Below are 21216 nucleotides of genomic sequence, written 5' to 3'. Positions count from 1 at the left end.
AGAAACGTTTCCAAGATTTTTTCATTGGATAGGAGACGATATTCTTGTTTATCACTGCGGAGAACATTCGGACCGGAGAAGTCAGGACTTTCCTTGGAAAGGAAAGAATTTTGGTGCCGGATTCAAAACATACGGAAGAAAACCCTTCCCTGTCTGCTCATTGGGAAATAGTGGAAGAGTGTTTGGACCTAAGAAAATACTCTAAATTTTTCTATGTCTCTGAAACGGAAGGAAAATGGGGCAGAGGGGACGAAGTTTTAATTTCTACCCAGAGGCCGGTTTCAGATAGATCCGATCCTAAGAATCTGTATTTGGATCGTTTGGATAGTTATAGGGTGTTGGGAATTTTTTTAGAAAAAGAATAAAATACGAGTAGAATAGGAATCGGGAGAAAGTAAGATACGGACCCTAAGCTTTTTAAGTACAATGGTCCAAAAAAAGAAGAAGAAGCCTGCGCCTAAAAAGAAGGCCGCAAAAAGAGCAAAATCAACCTCTCCTAGGGCAAAGAATACTCATATTCCTAGGGATAACGACGTTAAAATGAGTGAAATGGTGGATTTGGCCGCTGAAATATTCGTTCAAACCCTTGAAATCTCTACCAAGATCCCTGACAGACTTAGATCAAAACTAATTAAACAGGTAAAACAGGCCGCAAAAGAGGCCCTTTCCTAAAAAGCTCTCCAGCAGTTTGGGATTTCCTACCTAAATTTAGGAAATTTTTTTCCAAAAACATCCCGTAAACAAGGTGGGATTCCCTGTTTATGTCCGTCGAAAATTATATGGAAACGATGTTTTTAGCAACGGCCCTTTTCTTGATTCTTTTCGAACAATATAAGGAAAGAAAAACTCGAGAAAAGGTTTTTGTAGAACCTTTACGTAACTTCCTTCACCGTTAATCTACGGTCCAAGCGCCGGGCGAAAGGATGCCCCGGCCTTTGTTTTCTCCCCTCAATAAAGTTGGAACCGGCTTGAATCCTTCCGGATACCAGGGATAATGGCCTTGGGCGGATTTCAACTTCTATGAAGAACAAATTACTCACACCTATAAAAGCGGTAGATACCTTCGTAAAATGCAAAAAGGAAGGGGAACGTATTCCTATTCTTGTTTGGGATAGTCTAAGGACTTACCAAAGATGGAATCAGGTGGAGTTGACCGGGCTTTTGAATGCCAGCGCCTATTTTCCGGATATTCTTTTTGAAAAGGATATGGAGAAGAATATCCAGGATCGACTGGATGAATTTAATTCCAGGATCGTGGACATTCCGATTAAATGAATCAAACTGCTGAACCTAAAATTTTATACCAAGAAGCCAATCCTTACGGATCCTTAACCGCGTATTTAGAAGACGACGGACGATCCGTTTATCTCTACTTACAGGCAGAAGAAAGTCTGGAGTTTGCGATCAAATCCGTTTGGGTATGCAATCGAATTGATGCTCCAAAATCTAGAACGGATTTGGATCTAAGATCAGGCCTCGCACCATTCTTAACTGAAGAAGAAGTAACCGATCCAAAAGGACAACCTGAGTTTGATCCTAAAGAAATACATTTTATTTGGTCGGAAGAAGGAAACGGAGTCTCTTTATTCTATAAAGAAGAATTGATCGCGTATCTTCCTCCTTGGTCAGGTGTGAAAGGTTTTCACGGATACTCCAAGTATGCGAAAATAGATGCAATTACCGCGTATCCATTAGGAAATACCGAATACGGTGTGATCCCTGATCGGATCAGCCAGGACAGAAATTTTTGGGAATATAGATCCACGAAAGGAATTTGGAAGAATATACAAGAATCCAGACTTTCTTATCTAGAATATGTCTTCGGTAAACATGTGCAATATTGGTCTGCAGACGGTGGAAAATACCCTCAACTAGGGATCGTAAAGTTTGCTCCGAAAGAAATGCCTGGAGTTTATATTTACTCCACGATTGGAATGAGCGCACAAAATCTTCCTTCAGTAGAGCTGTATCGTAAGGATTACGAAAATTATTCTAGAGTTGAATTGATCTGCGCTGTAAAAGTTTCCGACGAAGATAGATCCGAAAGTTGGGTTCCCCACCAAATCGGAGAGATTATTCGTTATCCTTGGACCATGGGCAAATGGTTCGGACATGGGCATACAATTTCCATGAACAGAAGGGATCCGGAAGCTTTATATCTTACTTTTAGTTCTCTTGCGATCCGTGAGATCGGAAAAGAAGAAGGATTTCCGGAATTAAACGATCTAAAATCTGAAAGACAGAATCCGATCAAATTTTTGGCATTAATTCCAATTGCAGAGGAAGAAAGGGTCTTTATAGAAGCGGAAGGAGCGGATACATTCTTCTCTCTATTAGATTCATCTCAATCTAAATGGATCCACAATCCGGAAAGACAATCTGCAGTTTAATCTAGATCATTTTCAGAAGATGATATCTCAGATAATAAATAATATGGAACGTATGAATAATAAAGTCATCTTTCTTGTATTATTTCTTCTAATGATCACTGCTTTTCCTCTTCTGAATGCTCAAGGACAGGAAAAAAGCGCTTCGATCGATAAAATTTGGGAGAATATCTACTCTCAAGACTATATTTCCGCGAAAAAATTAGTCCAGAAGGAGTTACAAGGCTCTAATTCGGAGTCTCTTCAGCTTCTTTCCTTAATGGAAATCTGTTTGAACGGTCTAGAAAGATACAAACAAGCAGATGAAAGTAGGAAGAAGATCCTTTCTGTTTGGGAAAAAAACCATAAAAAGGCTTATATAGAAGAGAATTATCCCTTAAACCTTGCTACTTGGACAAGAATGGCAGTGGTTACACCGAATGTTTTGGTTTTAGGTGCGGAATATTATCTTCCTTATCCTGTGAATGCAAAGAAAGAAGGCTTCTATTATCATAAATTCACAGCGTACAATCGTTTCAGCAAGCGTGCTAGTAAGTTTTTCAAACTAGAAAACTCTCCAAAGACTGAAAAAGAATATAGATTATTCGAAATTTCGGAAGAAGGAGAGGCTACTCTGGTGAAAAATTACGGAAATACCCTGCCGGATTTCAGAGATGAGATGAAAGATGTTATGAAATATCTTAAACTCTGATCCTTCTCACAAGATTTTCTCCATTAAAGCTCAGTAAATTACGTATTTTTGAGGTAATAAACGTTCTTCACTCGAAGTGAGATCGTTTTTTCTAGACATCCATTACGTAAAACTCGTATTTAAAAGGGAAACTGTTGTATTTTTACAACAGATGGAAGGAAAAATTAGAAAAATCTTAGCCTAGAAGGGCTATAAAAGAAAAAACCCGCCTCAGAGAAGCGGGTTTTAAGCTTCATTTCTTCTATAAACAAGTATAGAAGAGATGTTGTTAAAGTTACTTATTTCTTTTTCGCAACTTTCTTCTTAGCAGCTTTTTTCTTTGCTACTTTTTTCTTAGCTGCTTTCTTGACTGCTTTCTTTTTTGCAACCATTGACGTCCTCCATGTATTAGAACTTTAATGCTCTTCATATAATATGAGAGATCAAGAAAGCTCTTGGATAGTGACATAATTAAGCAATTTACTTTTCATTGTAAAGTATTTTAATTAATTTTAGGAAAAAAATTTTAATAAGTTGATTTCAGATAAGTTGATACTTACTCGGCGACTTCTAGACAAACAAAAGAGATATCATCGCTAGGTTCTTTATAATTTCGGAACTCTTCTAGCGTTTTTTTAATTAGATCTGCTAGTGATTGAGCATCTTTATCATGATTTGAGGATAATATTCTTAAAAGATTCTCTTCTCCGAAGATTTCTTCCTGATCATCGAAGGTTTCTGTCACACCGTCCGTGAATAAAACTAATTTATCTCCGGGATTCAAATGGATCGTTAACAATCTATAATCAGTAGGTAATACACCTAAAACTCTTTGAGTTTCGCTTCTAACTTCTATTTTTCCACCTTTTCGAATACAAATCGGAGGAGTATGGCCCGCATTTACGAATGAAAATGCTCCATCGCTAGCGTTATATATTCCAGCAACCGAAGTCATGAACTCACTTCCTCTATATCTTTCGATGAGGAACAAGTTGATTGCTCTAAAAATATCAGGAAGAGAAGGAGAATTGCCCAATTGACGGCGAATAATTCCTCTTACTGCAGAAACAAGATAACCTGACCCGAGTCCATGCCCTGAAACATCTCCTAAGAATAATAACTGCTTCTTAGGTGAAAGTTTAAGAATATCTAAGTAATCTCCTGAGATTCCTACAGCAGGAAGTGTGAAATAACCTAAATCTACCGACTTTATAGTCTCTAATTCGGGTAAATGAAGGGTTTTATCAAGGACTGAAGCCATATTTAGATCTCGAACGATCCTTTTTTTCTCCACTTCATCTACTAAGAGAGCATAATTCCGGATTAGTAATGAAGCTAAACGAGTACATTCTTTTAAAAATCTTAATTCACCTAGAGTAAAATTCTTACGATTGATCTTTTCTCCGACTAAAAAGACCGCGATTACTTCTTTTCCCTTTTCAAAATTGAATAAAGGATACGCTAGTTGAACTTCCATCTGATTTAAGAACTTAAACACGGATTCTCTTATCCCTAATCCATATGCAAGGTGAGAAGTAACGGTGACTTCGGTATGATCCTCGAAATAGGTCCATATCTCGGAACCGTAAGGGATTCTGACGAAATTAATATTTCTTAGGTCAGTTCTAGGAAATTTATCCGCAGGGATCAGGATTTGAAGTTTTTTTACCTCTAATGCATCTACTAATTTGCGGATCAGACTATTGATCGTGGCTCTCATGGAGATCGGGGCTCCGATCATCACAGACAATTCTTCTAATGCGGTATGAAGTTTCGGATTATTCTTAAAGCTCCAATAATCTATCCACTTATACAATTTATTGTTTAATGATCCAAGAAAGTATGCGGATACGACTACGTAGAATAAATTCCATTCTCTCTGATGTTTCCCTAAAAATCCCGGATTCCAACGAACGAAAAATTCTAAACCGAAAAGATAGCCGAATGTTAAGATCAAAATGGAATAAATAGAAGTTAAGGAAGAACTAAACGCGATCTGAACAGGAACGAGAGAATATGTATAAGTCCCGAATACGATTAATACCGGAAATAAGATCAGCGCAACCATCAGATAAGGGCGGATCATAAAAAAACCTTTTGTAGGCCCTAATTCAGCGATTAGATAAGGAACTATTGTAATTAAGAAAAATGCTAAGACTATGCTCAGCTTTTTGAAAACTTCCTGATAATTTCCCCTATTCCTGAAAGTATGAAATACTAATTGTAAAATACAAAGTCCGGAAGCTAGAACATTGAAGTACATTCCATTTACGGATAAGAACTGAAATAGATCCGGATTTCCTTTCTGAGAAACTCCTACAAATCCCGCAACTAAGGAGAATATAACTTGAGGAGCAAACCATCTAGAAGGGATCTCTTTTCCTCTTAAGCGGAAGGAAACATCTAAGATCAAAAATCCAGTGAAGTATAAAAAGAAGAAGAACGGAAAAAGGAAATCATGGAATGCCAATAGAAAAAAATTAAATAGGAATAATGAGGATAAGGATCCGAATAATAGAAAAATATAAAGATCCCTAGTATAAAAGAAAAACCAAATAGCGACTAGAAAATAAAGTAAGGATAGGAATATATCCGGTAGGAAGTCCTTCAAAACTTCGAAAGAGGACCTCATTACCAAAGAAAGAGTTTTAACTGCACTACCTTCTTTTGCGAAAAAATGAAAAGGATGACCTGATAATCCGTAATCTGTTCCGAGTTTTCGAACAATCTCATATTCGATTAGATCAATTCTCATTCCTAACAGATCCGAATGCGCTCCGTTGGAGACTGCGATCTTTCCATTCGGATAAAAGTAAAAAGGGAGTCTTGCTTCTTTAGAATATGAATTTAGTAATCCCGAAAACAGGATTAAACTGAAGAGAATCACTGAAAGAAATACGATTAGAATATTTCTCACGGAGTAATCCCTAAATGTTGAAAAGAAATGATGTTTCGATCGTTCCAGGTTAGGAATAAAGGGTCTTTTCCAAGAGTTTCAATGTTTTCCCAACCGATAGAAGCAAGATTCCTTTCCGGGTTGGAGGCATCGAACATTTTGAAATTTTTTCCCACAAAACGAAGGGAGATCTTACCGGTTTCCTTCTCTACCATTCCAACGGAGAGATCATATCTTTCCGTCCATGAAATTTCCTTTAAGTTATCTTCTACCAACGACTTGATATGTAAAAGGTTCTTTAATTCTCCATTTAATCTGGATGCATAAAGAGTTCCTAAAATATAACAAAGCGCTAATACGGAGACTGCGTTGGTTACGCTTAAACGTAGAAATATAAAATAGAAATCTCCGTTAGGAGTTTGGAAAAATTCCAGAAGTTCGCCCGGCTCTCTGGACAATAAATCGATCTTAATATCCCCGACCATCGGAGGTTCAGGAGATTCTAAAAATTTCCGGATCTTACCCGCATTCTCCAATTCTTTTCTATATTTTTTATTTTCTGCAATTTGAGAAGATAGGATCTGATTATGAACTGCAAGAGCGCATTTTCCCGCTAAGAAGCTGAGCTCATGCCTTACATTATCCTTTGGAATATTAGAAACTGCTAAAAATCCGAAAAGTTTCTCTCTAAATACGAATGGTAGAATGAAATTCGCTCTTAAACTTACGAAGTCTTCGTTAATGATCTTATTTTGATCCGGTTCACCTATCATTGCTCCGGATCTTTTGTTCAGAATATAAGTAAGTAATGCGGCTCTAGGGTCGATACCTTCTAAGGTATGCACTTTTCTTTGTTTTTTGTGAGCGTATGTATAAAGTTCATAATGGACCAAATCGTTTTTTAGAACTGCTAATTTTCCGAAATTGCTATTTGTAAGCCTTACGAGTTCGGGAAAAACATTTTTGATCAATCCTTCTGAATCGAATCTACGATGAGCAAGTCTTGAAGATCCAGGATCGTCGCTTAAGTATTCCGAAACAAAAGAAGCTTTTAAAAAACCGGATACTTTCTCTTGGATAGGCAGGATCCCAAACACACCGAATACAAGACAGGTTAGTACTGCTATCTCGCTTACGAATTCGATTTCTTTCGGAAGAAGATAGATGCTCAATTCATACAGGCCTAAAACTACGAATACGGAAAGTAATCGTACCATTAAGGTAATCAGCGAGGAGATCAGTCTCAGATCGGAAAATAAGGTTTTCACGTTTCGGGGATTAAGATCGGTCTAAAAATTTAGGTTGTATAGTATGCGTTTTCTTTTACGTAACCTTCGGTTAAGTCGCATCCCCAAAATACCATCTCTTTGTTTCCGGTATTCAATACCACATCGACGAAGATCTCGGAATTCTTTTTTAAATATTCGGATAATTTTTTGAGAGTTTCCGGATCTGCTCCTTTGACAGGTAAACCTCCGAAATAAATTTCCAAAGATTCAAAAGGGATAGGCTCATCAAAAACTTTACCGACTGCCATTACTAATCTACCCCAGTTCGGATCTCCGCCGTATATAGCCGTTTTGATCAACGGAGAATTGAGTATTGATTTTCCGATCTTTCTTGCTTGAGACTCGTCTTTGGATTTTTTGATCCGCACTTCGATCAATTTAGATGCGCCTTCTCCGTCTCTTGCGATCTCTTTTGCAAGATCTATGCAGATTTCGAGTAACGCGGATTTGAATTCATTCGGATCCACTTTTCCTGCGAGGCCGTTCCCTAAGAGCACAACAGTATCGGAAGTAGAAGTGTCAGAATCGATCGTAATACAATTATAACTTAAGTCTGCGCAATCTTTCAGAATGGGATAAAGTTCCCCTTCGATCTCCGCATCCGTAAGAATATAAGAAAGCATGGTCGCCATATTCGGCTCGATCATGCCCGCACCTTTCGCCATTCCGAATATGACAGCGTCTCCTTTGGAAGATTTGATCTTTCTAACGGAAACTTTTTTGCGAGTGTCAGTCGTCATGATCGCTTCCGCTACTTCTTCTAAGTTACCAGGTTTTAAATTCGATTTTGCTTGAGCACATGCAGGAAGTATGACTTGCATCGGTAGAGGAACTCCGATCACTCCTGTGGAAGATGGAAGTACTGAGGTTGTTGAAATTCCTAAAGATTTAGCAATTTCCGAACAGATGAGTCTGGAGTTTTCAATACCTTTCTCTCCTGTCGCAACATTTGAGTTTTTGGAATTGATAACTACAGCTTGTAGAACTCCGTCCTTCACATGTTCTTTTCCAACGATTACTGGAGCGCCTGGAAAATTATTTTTTGTAAAAACGGCCGCGGCTTTGCACGGAATTTCGGAAAAGATGACTCCGAAATCTTTTGTTTTATCTTTTATGCCTATATTCGTTCCGAACGAAAAAAAACCCTTAGGATAATCCATTTTCTAACCTCGATCCCTTAGAGGGATCATCCGACAAGTTTCCCATCAAAACAGCGTCGGTTTTTATATAGATTCTCTATATTCGGTTTAGGGGCTTTTTAGGAAAGTCTATTCCGAGCAAAAGCTCGGATTTCAAAATTCGGAAATTTCAGAATACACTAAAGGAAGAGTGACCGAGAAGATAGTCCCGCCTTCCGGATTGTCAAACACTTTGACCGAGCCATGATGTAGACGTACAATATGTTTTACGATAGAAAGTCCAAGTCCGGTTCCGCCTTCTTTTCTGGAGCGGTTCTTATCTACACGGAAGAATCTTTCGAAAATTCTTTCCTTATCTTCGTCCTTAATTCCGATCCCTTGGTCAATCACCTGAAAATTAACCGAGTCAGGCTCGACCTTGATAATTTTTAATGTGATCGTTTTATCATCGGGAGAATAAGAAGAAGCATTCGAGATCAAGTTCAGAAGCATATGTTCCAATAGAACCCAATCCGCTGCTATGGTGAGAGAAGCGGGCATATCTACTACTAACTTTTGGCCTTTAGGAGAAATGACCCCGTCTACAGTAAAAGAAAGGTTCTCTACTAAAGACTTTAGAGTAAACTCTTCAGGTTGAGCGATTGCACTTTGATTTTCGATCCGAGTGATCGTAAGCATATCTTCTACGATCCTTACCATTCGATCCGTATTTCTGGAGATAGCGTCTAAAAATCTTTTCTCGTGACTTTCTTCTAAAAGTTTTAAACGACCGAGTAAGGTTTCAGTATAACCTTTGATGGAAGTGATCGGGGTTTTTAATTCGTGAGAAGCGTTCTGTACGAATTGTTCTCTGATCAGATAGGATTGTTTTTCTTCGGTAATGTTTCGGATCACCCCGATAAACATGAGAAGATTTCCGTTTGTTCTAAGAGGATACATTTTGATCGCGTAAAAATTTTGGCTTAGATCCAGCTCGGTTTTAGGTTCTCCCTTGCCGGAAAGATTTTTACGAATGAAGTCCAAGAGTCTTGGGTCTTTTACTGCATCTTCTACTTTTCTTGAGCCTGAATTAGGTTCGATTAAGGATGCGGGAATACTTTTGTTTTGAAATACAATAGAGCCTTCTAGATCGACTGAGAAAACTCCTTCTTTCAAGTTTTGTAATACAGAGTCGAACTTCTCTTTTTCGATCGTAAGATCCACGAACTGATGTTTTAAACGTCCGGACATCAAGTTGATGGAAACTGCGAGATCCGCCAATTCTTGGATCTCAGGAAGACTTAATTCAGAACCGAAATCCCCGGCGTTGATCTCGCCGGTTTTCATTTCAATTTGGTTTAAGGTTTGGGTAACACTTTTTGCGATGGAGAAGGACATGTAAAAAGTCCCGAACATCGCAAGAAGGATGTACGCGGAGAAAAGTAGAATCTTTAGTTCGGGGTTGATGAAGTCCTCAAGAAAGAGGACAATCCCCGCGACTGCCATGAGGAAAACGAGTAGAAGCCAGTTACTTAAGAGTAGTTTAGAAAATAAGCTACGCCTCATTAAATCTGTAACCGATCCCGCGGATGGTTTCCAACCTTTCCTTCTCTTCCCCTAGTTTATCTCGGAGTCTTTTAATATTAACATCGACAGCTCTATCCGTCACGTAAATATCCTTTCCCCAAACTTTATCTAAAAGTTTATCTCTGGTAAAAGCTACACCGGTATTGGTCATGAATAAGTAGAGGATCTTATATTCGATCAAGGTAAGATCGATCTCTTCGTTATTAATGAAAACTTTATGAGCTTTTGGGTTCAGGAAAATTTTACCGACAGTGATATTTCCTTCTTGGTCCTGCTCGTCTTCTCCTTCTCCCGATCTTCTTAAGACCGAACGAACTCTTGCAATTAGTTCGCGAGTAGAGAACGGCTTTCTGACATAATCATCAGCGCCTAATTCGAGTCCTAAAACTGCATCCGTCTCTCCGGACTTAGCTGTGACCATAATGATCGGTAGGGAATATTTCTCTTTAATTCGTTTGCAGAGATCCATACCTCCGATCCCTGGAAGCATTAGGTCTAAGACCACCAGGTCGGGTATGTTCTTTTCGATCCTAGGAAGAACTTCCAAGCCGTTCTGGCAAGTGTCTACCTGGTAACCGTTCTCTTCTAAATGAAATTTGATAAGTTCTGCGATATCCTCTTCATCATCTACAACGAGGATTTTTTGGCCTGGGCTGCCGGAAGCATTTTTCATAAATTCGCTGAAGCTCTTTCTCCTACGCCTCGGTAGATTTTTATCGTTAGTCGTCGGGGAGGAGGATCCTTGGATTTGGATAGGTTCCATCCCTCTAAATTGTCAGAAAATCGTTACAAAAGGTTTACACAAACATTACAATCGCCGGAAAAAGATTATCCTGGCCGGATTCTTATGACAACTAGTAAACAAAAAGAAGTCGTTCTTCTGGCTATAGCAGACTGGGAGGCTATTTTTAGCGATCTTTTATAATTTCGTTTAGTTCTCTAATCAGCTTTCTTTGGCGGAAGAGGACATAAAGTGTAAATCCAGAAAACAATGCGAGACCGAGAACATATACCCAGAATAGACCTTTTAGTCTGGTCTGTTCTTCTTCGATAGCTTTGATCGTGGTTAGATGTTCGACTAAGAAAAAATAATTATCTGACTGGGCCCAGGACTTTCTGGCTTCTTCCCGGATCTGAGTGATTAAAACATCCGCTTCCTGCTTACTCATATTTTGGATGAGAGGAAATACGGAGTCCAATTTCATTTCTAAGAACTCTTTCGCGGTTAATTTGGTCCCGGACGATTTTTCTTGGGCACTTAATCCGTTTCCAAAGGAAAGTAATAAAGATAAGGCGATCCCGATGCTAAAAAATCTCATTCGTCGAATCCTAACTTGTTTTTCCATTCCTTAGTATAAGGGCTTCTGTTTTGCACAAGATAAATCCCTATCAATACCGCAAAAAGCAGGAACAAAAACCCACTGGTAGCTAATATCGCATGTAGAAGCCCGGTTTGGAAAAGGAAATTCCAATCGCTAAACAATATAGCAGTTAGAGGAGAAAATGCCAGGATCAGAACCGTAATTAAAATAGTTCGGATATGTTTCAAATGGACAAGGTGAAGCATTACTTTTTTCTTAAGTAATGGGGGTACATTCTCGTTGACCTTCCCCTCGGGAGGTTTAACAAAAAAATCCAATTGTTCCCGTAATTCTTCGGGAAGTTTATCTTTTTCCGTGCTCATCGTCTTTTTTCAGCCAATCGCGTAAGATTTCTTTCCCTCGAAAAATATAACTCTTCAAAGTGTTCATTTTCAAGTTTAAATTTTCGGAAATATCTTTATAGGACATATTCTCGAAGTAGTGTAATGATATCGGTTTTCGATATAATTCGGGCAGCTTTTCCACCAAAGATCTGATTTTTTCCGAGGTCTCTTTTTCCATTACCTCGGATTCTTGAGTGGAGAAATTATCTCCCAGCTTCTCGCTGGATAACGTTTCTATAGGGGAATCTATTTCAGGGTGTTCTTTTCGATATCTACGAATGATCTCGTTTCTTGCAATGGAGAATACCCAAGTGGAGAATTTAGACCTTCCCCTAAATGTAGAAAGGCCTTCGAATGCTTTTAAGAAAACGTCTTGAGTAAAGTCTTCAGCCTCGGCTTCGTTTCGAAATGCTTTTTTGGCTTGGGAATATACCATTGCCTCGTAGTTCAATACGAGTTGTTCGAAAGCTTCGAAATCTCCGGTTAGGACTTTTTGAATGTTGGCCCAGTCCTCCGGATCACATAGGATGGGCTCTTCCGGTTTCATAAAAGGAGTATTAAACCTGTTTTAGTAAGATCGGATCTATATGGATCCGCCTCACTTTTTAGGGGACCATTTATAATAACAAAGTAGACCTAAGCCGGTTCCAAGAGGAACTAATCCCCCAAGCATGGCTAAAGATTTTCCTAATACTAAGATGAAGGTAACAGATAAGGAGATCCCTACAAAAGTTAGGATTAATCCTAAGAAGAAGGAATAAAGACGTAGATCGAATTTTTCCCTTTGATAAAGGCCTGCTTTAATGATCGCCATTCTTTGGCGATACCACCAGAAGAAGAGAAAGAATAATAATAACCATCCGAAGATAATCCCTACGATCGGGATACTGTATAGGATCGCTTTGTATTCTCCACCAAACTGATGAGTTTGGAGAGCGATCCTGATTTCTTCTAGACTGCGAAAAAGAGCTTCTTTCTCTTCCGGGGTCATCTGCTAAGAACCGCCACCCGAATAGAAGAAGTTTCTTCTTTTTTGAAGTAAGGGATTTTTTGCTCTATCCCCGGTCTACCGGCAAGAGACTCATACCAGTCTTCTTCCTTCCAGCTTTCCTTTAAATAACTAGTGCGGATGTCTGAATTAAATAGATCCTTAAATTTGCTCATTGGAATTAACCCCTATGTAAAATGCCTTTCGTGTTTCGAATACGTCCCCGGATGGGATTCAATTATGTCGTATTCAATTTCGGTCCAATTTCAAAATAACTGAAGTTGAAAACCTCGTAGGACTACATTTTTTAGAGACGTAATGGTTAGAAGAAAAATTGGAAGAAAGTGGAAAAAAAGAATCCGCTCTTTTGATTTTGCACACCTGATTTTGGTTAATACGCAAAACAATTATGGAAGTTTTAAGTCCAAGAAAGGTGCCGAACTCATATTAGGGGTTCTTAAAATCGGAGTCCTTTTGAATCCAGCATGTTCTCTTAAGAAGTCCACGATGATCCTTGCGGTCGCTCCCCATAAAAGTCCTTCTTCTATATCAAAGTAAAACACTTCTAAGAAAGGACCGTCAGGCTTTCTTCTGCCTTGGATGCTAAAAAAAGGAGCCTCCCAAAGCCGATCTAACTCGAGTATGATGATCCTTTCCACTTCTTCCAGATTGAATTCAAATGTAAAATCTCCTGAATACTTCGCTAAGAAGGGAGTGATATGAAATCCAGTATGAGTGAGTTGCCCTCTATAATTTCCGATCACGGATAATTCTTCTGTAGGAGCTCCCATCTCTTCTTTCCATTCTCTAAGAGCTGTGATTAGAAGATTATCGTCTTCAGGATCTTTGACTCCGCCTGGAAATGAAATTTGTCCCGGATGAGATGCTAGGTTCGGATTTCTTTTTTGGAGAAGAAAACCATCTTGCCCGTTTTTATGGAACACAGGCATTACAACCGAAGAATGCGCTACGTCCTCGGGTAGATTCGGTTCTCCTTCCGGCAGAAGAGGAAGTTCTTTCTTTAGTCTTTCAAGTTCTAATCTAATCAAATTTCTTTTTGATCGGGACTAAACCGGACAGAGTTGTCTCATACGGTTTAGATTGGATTGCAGCAAGAATAGAAGGCCCGTAATTTTCCACTTTCCATTGGGAGAATATCGCAAGCTCTTTTAGTTCTTCTATCGATTTAGGATTTCGTTTCGCAATCTCCGCGATATTCTTATTAGACGGCATTAAGTTGTGACCCATCCTACGAATAGACATGATTGTTTCTCTCCATTGTCTAAGTCGTTTGAATCTGTCCGCCTCTTCTCCCGATAGGTCCTCGATAGATCTTTTGAATAAGTCGTTTTTTTGGATCGGTGGGCCGCTCGGATTCTTATAAACTTGGAATAAGTTCTCTGCGTCCTTTTTTCCGATGATGTCTACGAGTTTATTCAATTCTCCTCTAGACTTCACTAGTTCTAATACTTTATCATTATTCCAAACTCTGAAAGGAGCTTTGTTCAATTTTTTGGCTTTTTCATCCCTGAAACCAAGAGTATCGTGTAATGCTCTTCTTTCGTCGGAACCTAAATCCAAAACATTGGGGAATTTTTCTAAATTGATGGAGAATCCTTCGAAAGGTTCCGGCTCTTCTTCCGCGATTTTTGCGAATTCGGAAACCGCTTCGTCTAACAATTTTCGTTTTCCGAGTTCTTCTCTCATTTTTTCCCAGATGGATTCCAGATATACTGTGTCCAGGGCCGCGTATTGGAGCTGACTTTTTTCCAAAGGGCGTTTTTCCCAGTTGGATTTTTGTTCCTTTTTCGAGAGTTTGACCTTGTGGTAATGTTCCACAAGATACAACAAAGAGTTCTGTTCTAAGTCTAATAAACGAGAGCTAAACATCGTGTCTGCGATGTTGATGAACTTGAAAGCGAAGTCTCTTTTTAGGGCTTTGATATCGTCCGAAGCGGAATGAAATATTTTTAAAATCGCAGGATTCTCAAATAGAGGTCCTAATCCGGAGAGGTCGTCCAAACGGATCGGGTCAAAAATATAATTTTTACCCTTAGAGGATATTTGGATGAGACAAACTTTGGAATAATACGTGTAGTAACCGCTAGATTCAGTATCAATTGAGAGGCAATCGGATTGAGAGAGAGTAATCAATGCCAACTGTAGGCTTCGGACGTTGTCTACGACAATATAATCGGATTGTATTTGCATCTAAAAGGCGACCTGGGAGACTAGCGTCGGAAGGGGGACCATGAGTTCGATTCCCAATACGTCCAGTCTACGGACCCTAGTCCGAGATGACAAACCAAAAGAAGAATGTGCGATCTTTGGGATTTTTAATTCTCCCGAAGCAGCCAATTTTACTTACCTCGGTCTGTACTCCATGCAGCATCGGGGCCAAGAATCGAGCGGGATCGTTTCCTCCGACGGCGAACATCTTTACCGTTACGCCGGAATGGGACTGGTCGCCAATATTTTTACCGAAGGCAAAATCCGGGAGTTAACCGGGTCCGCTGCAATCGGGCATAATCGTTATTCTACCACTGGAGCGAGCTTTTTAAGAAACGCTCAGCCACTTCGGGTCGAGTCTCATCTGGGGCCGATTGCTTTGGCTCATAATGGAAACCTGGTAAATTCCTGGGAAGTTCGCTCCCAATTGGAAAAAGAAGGTTCTATTTTCCAAACTACGATCGACTCGGAAGTGATCGTCCATCTCATGGCTCGATCCGGAGAGACAGATCTACTTTCTGCACTTTCTTCCGCTTTGAAAAAAGTTAGGGGTGCGTATTCTCTCGTTGTTCTAACCAAGAATCAACTCATTGCAGTTCGGGATCCGAATGGTTTCCGTCCGCTCGTGATGGGTAGAAGGGATGATGGTTCTATCGTTTTCGCTTCTGAAACTTGCGCATTCGACATTACAGACACAACTTACGAAAGAGATGTGGAGCCTGGAGAAATGATCGTAGTGGATCGGACTGGGACTCGTTCCTTCTATCCTTTCCCTCAAGCAAGACCTGCTCTTTGTATTTTCGAATACATTTATTTTGCAAGACCTGACTCCAATATTTTCGGCGAATCCGTTTACAAAGTCCGTAAGGCGCTCGGAAATCAGCTCGCTCAAGAACTTCCGGTTGAAGCGGATGTTGTGATCCCTGTTCCGGATTCTGCAAACATCGCAGCACTTGGATATTCGGAAGCTTCCGGAATTCCATTCCAACAAGGACTCATCCGTTCTCACTATGTAGGAAGAACTTTCATCGAGCCGGACCAAAAGATCCGAGACTTCGGGGCGAAGATCAAATACAATGTTGTGAAGAACGTTGTAGATGGAAAACGAGTAGTCATTGTGGACGACTCCATCATGAGGGGAACTACTAGTCGTAAGATCATCAAGATGATCCGAAACGCTGGTGCAACAGAAATCCACTTAAGAGTTTCTGCTCCTCCTACGGTTTCTCCATGTTATTATGGGATCGATATTCCAACTCATAAGGAATTGATCGCTGCTACTCATACGATCGAAGAAATTCGTAAGTATTTAAGAGTGGATTCTATCGCATATCTTTCCGTGGATTCTATGCATAAGGCGGTGAATGATCATCGAGGCGGCGGATTTTGCAACGCGTGTTTCACTTCGGATTATCCGGTGGAATTTCAAAGCGATATGGGAAATCAGAAGAGTTTATTCAAAGAATACGAAGTAGAAGAAAGGGTCTGAGCTTAAGACCCTTTTACTTAACTCTATAAACGGATCTTTTTCCGAATGTGATATATTCGGATTCTTCTCCTTTGATATAGGCCGACAAAAGACTTTTTTCGGAGATCCCGATATGGTTCTTTTCTTCCAACATTCCTAGGATTTCCAAGGCCGCGTCCTTGTCCAAAGTGTTCAGGTAATTTAGAACTTCCTGATGGGAGTTTTTCTTATCCGATGCTTCTATAATTCGTAAAACTTCTCTTCCTGCTTTGAGTAGACCTTTTTTCCGATCTACCAATCCTTCCATAGTGGACAGAATGATATGAATTTCGGGATCTTCTGCGAATAGTTCCAGAAGATGTGTATACATTCCGGGAAATAATATCGGGAACTCGTATAAGGATTCTTCCAATCCTCTATAAAGTTCTATTTCTTCCTCCTTAGTTAGGGAAAGATTTTCTCTTAAGGTAAGTAATGTTTCCGGAGGCATTAATCCAAGAAATCTTGCAGCGAAAATATTATCTTTTTTGTTTCGGAGGCAGTATAAAACGAATTTAGTGATCCTTTCTGGAGGAAGGCTGTTCCAAAATTGTGCTGCTTTAGAATCTAAAAAATTAGTCTCAGTTCCGAAGACCTTCTTTTCTTTTCTTAACTTTTGGAAAATCTTAAAATCTTCCTTTACGATTCTATAAAGTAGTGAGTCATCCATTTCTAGGATCGTAGACATCACTTGATCTGGAGAAGAGATAGAAAGAAAGTATCTAACTAGATCGAAACCTATCTCCGATTGTGTGGAAAAATTTTCTAAAATATCTGCGGGTGCTTGTTGGAATGCGGTGGCGCCTACGGAGAAGGAGTTCCCACCTTCTAAAAACTTTTCCAGTTTTTCAAAAGCGAAACATGACTGATCAGAAGAGTCGTCCCAATTCGAGACCCTGAAAAAATCCCTACAATTGCTGGGACAGGGTTTGAACTCGGAAACTCCCGCTAAACAGGTTCTTTCTGCCTTTTGTTTATTTTCAGGGAATAAGATCACCGCAATCACGCATATCCGGAGCGTATGGATTGAAGATCCTCATTCCGGAATATACCCATGTTTTTTTGACCATCGGACAATAGAAACGGTTTCGGCCGGATTGAAGACTTCTGACTTTCATTGTCTCCGCTAAAATTTCACTGAACTTGGAGTAGGCCTCAAAGGATACTTTTATGTCAGAGGATTTTGCTTCTTCCAAAACGGTTTTCATTTCGGAAGCGGAGGTTTCTAACCCACCTTTTGCGGACTCGAGAGAATTCAAAGAAGAAATTAACTCCGTAACGTTCGGAGAAATATTCTCCGTTGTTAAGAGAACTTGTACGATCTTATCGTTTTCCGACAAAACTTTTTCGAAAAGAGGTTTTTCGGATTCGGTTATAGGTTTTAGTTCCTTTTTTCCGCAGTAAAGAATTGTTATGAATGCGGGCAAGAGAAGAAGGATCGCAGATCGTTTCATTCTATTCTCCAAATATGAGCAAATACTCGTGTATAACGTATCTTAGACCATAAAAAAACGGATTCTTACTTCTGGCAACCGTTAGAGGCTCAAACTAATCTCGGAAAAAATGGGTTCAAAGCTTTCCCCTATGTATGAAACTAGGAAGAAAGAGGCCTCGCCTCTGTTGGAACTCCTACAATGTACTTTGATAAACATGTTTTTGTCTGCGAGAATGTCAGAGCTGAAGGAGAGCGTCCTTCCTGTGGCCCTAAAGGATCTCCTCAGTTACTCGCATATATGAAAAGAAGAGTACAAGAACTTGGTTTAAAGGGAAAGGTCCGTATCCAAAAAGCGGGATGTTTGGACCGTTGTGAGTTAGGTCCGGTTCAAGTATCTTATCCGGAAGGATTTTGGTTTTCTATCAAGACCCAAGAAGATGCGGAAGAATTTTTACAAAATCATATATTACAAAATAAACAAGACTCCATTCGACATTTGATGTTGAAGGATGAAGATTAAGAGGAAGAGAGAAAGATGGCAAAAAAATTCGAATTACCTGAATCGTATTTAGCATACGAATTAAAAGAATACAGCAATGAACCTGGAAGAGCAAAGATCGTAGAGAAACAGATCAGACCTTTAAAAAAGGGAGAAGTTTTACTCAAGGTCCATTCAGGCTCCATCAATCCGTCCGACTTAATGTTCATGAGAGGATTATACGGTATTAAGAAAAAACTTCCTGCAGTTCCAGGATTTGAAGGAAGCGGATTGGTTGTTAAAAGTGGAGGAGGTTGGAGAGCCAACTCACTTGTTGGTAAACCGGTTGCCTGTGTTGCTCCGAATAAAGGAGACGGACCTTATGCGGAATATATGATTACGGATGCGTATTCTTGTTTTGCTTTGAATAAGGACGTAACTTTGGAACAAGGCGCATGTCTTTTTGTGAACCCTTTTACAGCCTGGGCCCTCTTAGATCAAGTTATCCGAGAAAAACATAAGGCTTATGTTCAAACCGCTGCTGCTTCCGCTTTGGGAAGAATGATATTAAGACTTTCTAATAAAAAAGGGATCCCTGGAATTCATATCGTTAGAAGAAAAGAACAGGCGGATCTTCTGAAATCTTTAGGAGCGGAACATGTGTTGGATTCGAACTCTCCGAATTTTGATCGTGAATTAAGAGTTCTTTCCAATAAATTAAATGCAACGATCATGTTGGATGCAGTTGCAGGAGAAATTACAGGAAGAGCATTAGCTGCATTACCTTACGGAAGTAAATGTGTAGTTTATGGAGCATTGTCCGAAGAGCCGATCAGTTATCATGCCGGACTTGGGATTTTTCAGGATAAGAAGATAGAAGGATACTGGCTTTCTTCTTGGATGCCGCAACAAAGTCCTTTTAAAATTTGGAGAATTTCTTCCGAGATCGGATCCTTACTTGGAAAAGAATTCCAAACAGAGATCGCGGCAAAATATCCATTGAAAGAAGCGGATAAAGCGATCGAAGAATACGCTCAAAACATGACCAGAGGAAAAGTATTAATTTCCAACGGATGGGAGCTTTGATGGGGATTTCTTTTTTCTTATCTCAAAGAAAAAGGACCCTCTTATTTTGGGTCTGCATTTTCGGACCCTCTTTGTTCTTTGATTCTTGTATAGGATTAAGGGATAATGTTAAAAAATTACAGGCCTGTAAATATAGGATCTTAGAAACTAAAACGGAAAAGATTGAGATCCAATCTTTTCCTCCTTCCCCTAAAATTGTTTTAAATTCTAGTTTGGAAATAGAGAACCCGAACGATTCAGAAGTAAAAATTTATAAGTTCGATTTGGGAGTAGTGGCGGCTTCTTCCAACGGTCATGAAACAGAATTAGCAAGGGTAACTTCTGGAGAAGAGATTGAGATCCAAGCTTTTTCTAAAACAGTGGTCCAGTTAAGAATAGAAACTAGCTTTGAAAATCGCCAGGGGCCGGATAAACTATTACTAGGAATTTTAGTAGTCAGAAGCTTGCTTGCCGGAAAAGATCCGAATTTGAGAATGAAAGGAATTGTTAAATACAAAACCGTTTTCGGAGAAGTAGATCTTCCTGTTGATGAAAAGATACAAATTGCCAAGAAGCCGGAGCATGAAATTTAAGAATTTAATCTATCTTACGATCTTAACTTTCGTTTTGTTGAATTGCTCTAACAAGTCCGATGACGCGGATTTCTATACGTTTGAAGAAGCTGGAGCAAAAATATTAGTGGCATACGCTGCTAAGGACGAAGCTTGCGGTTCGAATCGCCAGATCACCTCTTTAGTTCCGGGTAGGCAGCGGAAAAAAGATGTGGATAATTGTGTGGCTTCAGTAGCTTTCGAAAAATGTAGTTTTTGGACCCAAGCAGGCGATCCTGTTCCGTTCGCATGCAAAATAATCGAGTTTAGATTGAAGTGATGGGATGGATCACAAGACATTTTGATTTCCTGATCTTTGCGGCCCTGACTTTATCGGGCCTTTCTTATCTTTATATTCTTCTCACTCGTAATAGAAGATCCGATCAAGATTCTAAATCAGTCGTACAATACAATATCCAATCGGAAGAACCTCCTAACTTCGATCCGAATGAAAAGCCCAAGAAAAAAGAACCTAAAGTAAATGTTCTAGAAGTTTTCGATTATAATGGGATTAAGATCATGCATGAGAACGGAATGTATACCGTCAATCATGCGGGCGAGATCCAAGTGTATGCCTCTTGGCAAACTCTTCCTCCTAGATACCAGGCAATGGTAAAAGAGATGGATAAATCTTCTATAGGACAAAAGAAGAAGGGAAATTATTATATGGAAGTCCTAAATGGTACTTACTATGTGATCTTTCCTGACGGCAAAAAACATAAGTATCCTAAGTTCGAAGATATTCCGGAAAAGATCAGAAAAGCTTTAGGATATTGATCCTTGGACCCGGAACTTCTTCTTTCCGAATATTTGGGATCCGAATACATCGTATTTGATCCTGAATTGATCATTAAGATCGGAGAGAAACATCCAGAATTAGATTTATTTCTCAAGCAGAAACAAGTAAGCACCTGGGCATTTATCACTGCATATAATCCCAAAAGTAAACTTTTAAGTCCTGAAGAGAACCGGCTCCGGAATCAGAACTTAGAAAAAGAAATTGCCCGGTTCGAATTCAAAAAAGGTGTAGGAAGAAAAGGAAATTGGTCGGAAGAAAGTTATCTAGTTTTGGGTGGAAGTTTGGATTTTGTTTTGAACCTGGGAAGAAAATTCGATCAAAATGCGTTTGTTTACGGTGAGATCGATTCAGAAGCTAAATTGATTTTTTGTAATTCCGGTTTTGCTCATTAATTAGATTCATATTCGATCAAAAAATCCTTTTCTATTTCCTAAAACTTCTTAAAACAAAAC

General features: G+C 39.4%; 26 protein-coding genes. 12 read left to right on the top strand and 14 right to left on the bottom strand.

Annotated features, from left to right (window positions below; translation table 11 throughout):
* Nucleotides 1-44: 44 nt before the first annotated feature.
* From EHQ64_RS13900 to EHQ64_RS13880, 5 genes are all read left to right on the top strand, one after another.
* Nucleotides 45-365, top strand: coding sequence for a hypothetical protein (locus EHQ64_RS13900; RefSeq protein ID WP_135650178.1), 321 nt, complete (start codon nt 45-47; stop codon nt 363-365).
* Between the two features lie 61 nt (nt 366-426).
* Nucleotides 427-672 (top strand): hypothetical protein, encoded by a 246-nt coding sequence (locus EHQ64_RS13895; RefSeq protein ID WP_135650176.1) that lies wholly within the window; start codon nt 427-429, stop codon nt 670-672.
* A 348-nt stretch (nt 673-1020) separates the two neighbouring features.
* A complete protein-coding gene (locus tag EHQ64_RS13890) occupies nt 1021-1275 on the top strand; it encodes a hypothetical protein (RefSeq protein WP_135650174.1) in 255 nt (84 codons plus the stop codon).
* On the top strand, nt 1272-2390 hold the full coding sequence (locus EHQ64_RS13885; protein ID WP_135650172.1) for a suppressor of fused domain protein: 1119 nt from the start codon (nt 1272-1274) through the stop codon (nt 2388-2390). The genes EHQ64_RS13890 and EHQ64_RS13885 overlap by 4 nt, the downstream gene beginning before the upstream one ends.
* Nucleotides 2391-2442: 52 nt before the next feature.
* Nucleotides 2443-3078, top strand: a complete 636-nt coding sequence (locus EHQ64_RS13880) for a hypothetical protein (protein ID WP_425460431.1) — start codon at nt 2443-2445, stop codon at nt 3076-3078.
* A 535-nt stretch (nt 3079-3613) separates the two neighbouring features.
* On the opposite strand, the gene EHQ64_RS13875 is transcribed toward EHQ64_RS13880, so the two are convergent.
* The 12 genes from EHQ64_RS13875 to EHQ64_RS13820 form a co-directional block, all read right to left on the bottom strand.
* Entirely contained in the window at nt 3614-5974 is a 2361-nt protein-coding gene (locus EHQ64_RS13875; RefSeq protein WP_135650169.1) for a PP2C family protein-serine/threonine phosphatase, read from the bottom strand.
* Nucleotides 5971-7170, bottom strand: a complete 1200-nt coding sequence (locus EHQ64_RS13870; RefSeq protein WP_246048791.1) for a hypothetical protein — start codon at nt 7168-7170, stop codon at nt 5971-5973. The genes EHQ64_RS13875 and EHQ64_RS13870 overlap by 4 nt, the downstream gene beginning before the upstream one ends.
* A gap of 80 nt (nt 7171-7250) precedes the next feature.
* Complete coding sequence (gene argJ, locus EHQ64_RS13865) at nt 7251-8402, bottom strand: bifunctional glutamate N-acetyltransferase/amino-acid acetyltransferase ArgJ (protein WP_135650165.1); 1152 nt, start codon at nt 8400-8402, stop codon at nt 7251-7253.
* 132 nt (nt 8403-8534) lie between these two features.
* Nucleotides 8535-9926, bottom strand: coding sequence for a HAMP domain-containing sensor histidine kinase (locus EHQ64_RS13860; RefSeq protein ID WP_135650163.1), 1392 nt, complete (start codon nt 9924-9926; stop codon nt 8535-8537).
* The gene (locus tag EHQ64_RS13855; RefSeq protein ID WP_135650161.1) at nt 9916-10620 is read right to left on the bottom strand and encodes a response regulator; all 705 of its coding nucleotides are present in this window, start codon (nt 10618-10620) and stop codon (nt 9916-9918) included. Before EHQ64_RS13855 ends, EHQ64_RS13860 begins: the two co-directional genes overlap by 11 nt.
* A gap of 235 nt (nt 10621-10855) precedes the next feature.
* Entirely contained in the window at nt 10856-11266 is a 411-nt protein-coding gene (locus EHQ64_RS13845; RefSeq protein WP_135650157.1) for a hypothetical protein, read from the bottom strand.
* Nucleotides 11263-11631 carry a hypothetical protein gene (locus EHQ64_RS13840; protein ID WP_135650155.1) on the bottom strand — a complete coding sequence of 123 codons (369 nt, stop codon included), beginning with the start codon at nt 11629-11631 and terminating at the stop codon, nt 11263-11265. The genes EHQ64_RS13845 and EHQ64_RS13840 overlap by 4 nt, the downstream gene beginning before the upstream one ends.
* Nucleotides 11612-12199, bottom strand: coding sequence for an RNA polymerase sigma factor (locus tag EHQ64_RS13835; RefSeq protein ID WP_135650153.1), 588 nt, complete (start codon nt 12197-12199; stop codon nt 11612-11614). The genes EHQ64_RS13840 and EHQ64_RS13835 overlap by 20 nt, the downstream gene beginning before the upstream one ends.
* Before the next feature lie 51 nt (nt 12200-12250).
* Complete coding sequence (locus EHQ64_RS13830; protein WP_135650151.1) at nt 12251-12643, bottom strand: hypothetical protein; 393 nt, start codon at nt 12641-12643, stop codon at nt 12251-12253.
* On the bottom strand, nt 12640-12816 hold the full coding sequence (locus tag EHQ64_RS20250; protein ID WP_167882405.1) for an LIMLP_16695 family PerRB-regulated protein: 177 nt from the start codon (nt 12814-12816) through the stop codon (nt 12640-12642). Before EHQ64_RS20250 ends, EHQ64_RS13830 begins: the two co-directional genes overlap by 4 nt.
* A 231-nt stretch (nt 12817-13047) precedes the next feature.
* Nucleotides 13048-13689 (bottom strand): NUDIX hydrolase, encoded by a 642-nt coding sequence (locus EHQ64_RS13825; protein WP_135650149.1) that lies wholly within the window; start codon nt 13687-13689, stop codon nt 13048-13050.
* Nucleotides 13682-14851 (bottom strand): ribonuclease D, encoded by a 1170-nt coding sequence (locus tag EHQ64_RS13820; RefSeq protein ID WP_135650147.1) that lies wholly within the window; start codon nt 14849-14851, stop codon nt 13682-13684. The genes EHQ64_RS13825 and EHQ64_RS13820 overlap by 8 nt, the downstream gene beginning before the upstream one ends.
* Nucleotides 14852-14891: 40 nt before the next feature.
* On the opposite strand from EHQ64_RS13820, the gene purF reads away from it, so the two are divergent.
* Entirely contained in the window at nt 14892-16358 is a 1467-nt protein-coding gene (gene purF, locus EHQ64_RS13815; protein WP_135650146.1) for an amidophosphoribosyltransferase, read from the top strand.
* Nucleotides 16359-16371: 13 nt separating this feature from the next.
* Here purF and EHQ64_RS13810 read toward each other — a convergent pair whose 3' ends face one another.
* Together EHQ64_RS13810 and EHQ64_RS13805 are read right to left on the bottom strand one after the other, a co-directional pair.
* Entirely contained in the window at nt 16372-17373 is a 1002-nt protein-coding gene (locus tag EHQ64_RS13810) for a hypothetical protein (protein WP_135650595.1), read from the bottom strand.
* Nucleotides 17357-17830 carry an LIC13259/LIC11441 family protein gene (locus EHQ64_RS13805; RefSeq protein WP_135650145.1) on the bottom strand — a complete coding sequence of 158 codons (474 nt, stop codon included), beginning with the start codon at nt 17828-17830 and terminating at the stop codon, nt 17357-17359. Before EHQ64_RS13805 ends, EHQ64_RS13810 begins: the two co-directional genes overlap by 17 nt.
* A 180-nt stretch (nt 17831-18010) precedes the next feature.
* Between EHQ64_RS13805 and EHQ64_RS13800 the strand changes: the two genes are divergently transcribed.
* From EHQ64_RS13800 to EHQ64_RS13775, 6 genes are read left to right on the top strand one after another with little or no spacing between them, the layout of a single operon-like run.
* Nucleotides 18011-18331, top strand: a complete 321-nt coding sequence (locus EHQ64_RS13800) for a (2Fe-2S) ferredoxin domain-containing protein (protein ID WP_135650143.1) — start codon at nt 18011-18013, stop codon at nt 18329-18331.
* A 15-nt stretch (nt 18332-18346) separates the two neighbouring features.
* The gene (locus EHQ64_RS13795; protein WP_135650142.1) at nt 18347-19375 is read left to right on the top strand and encodes a zinc-binding dehydrogenase; all 1029 of its coding nucleotides are present in this window, start codon (nt 18347-18349) and stop codon (nt 19373-19375) included.
* A complete protein-coding gene (locus EHQ64_RS13790; protein WP_246048768.1) occupies nt 19375-19947 on the top strand; it encodes an LEA/WHy family protein in 573 nt (190 codons plus the stop codon). Before EHQ64_RS13795 ends, EHQ64_RS13790 begins: the two co-directional genes overlap by 1 nt.
* Nucleotides 19937-20245, top strand: coding sequence for an LIC13255 family lipoprotein (locus EHQ64_RS13785; RefSeq protein WP_135650138.1), 309 nt, complete (start codon nt 19937-19939; stop codon nt 20243-20245). Before EHQ64_RS13790 ends, EHQ64_RS13785 begins: the two co-directional genes overlap by 11 nt.
* Entirely contained in the window at nt 20245-20742 is a 498-nt protein-coding gene (locus EHQ64_RS13780) for a hypothetical protein (protein ID WP_135650136.1), read from the top strand. The genes EHQ64_RS13785 and EHQ64_RS13780 overlap by 1 nt, the downstream gene beginning before the upstream one ends.
* Before the next feature lie 3 nt (nt 20743-20745).
* Nucleotides 20746-21156, top strand: coding sequence for a DUF3293 domain-containing protein (locus EHQ64_RS13775; RefSeq protein WP_135650134.1), 411 nt, complete (start codon nt 20746-20748; stop codon nt 21154-21156).
* Nucleotides 21157-21216 lie beyond the last annotated feature (60 nt).

It is taken from the genome of Leptospira sarikeiensis, from assembly GCF_004769615.1.
Lineage (GTDB): Bacteria > Spirochaetota > Leptospiria > Leptospirales > Leptospiraceae > Leptospira_B > Leptospira_B sarikeiensis.
The sequence above is the reverse complement of the archived record's forward strand: the minus strand, read 5'-3'. Positions and strand labels throughout refer to the sequence as shown.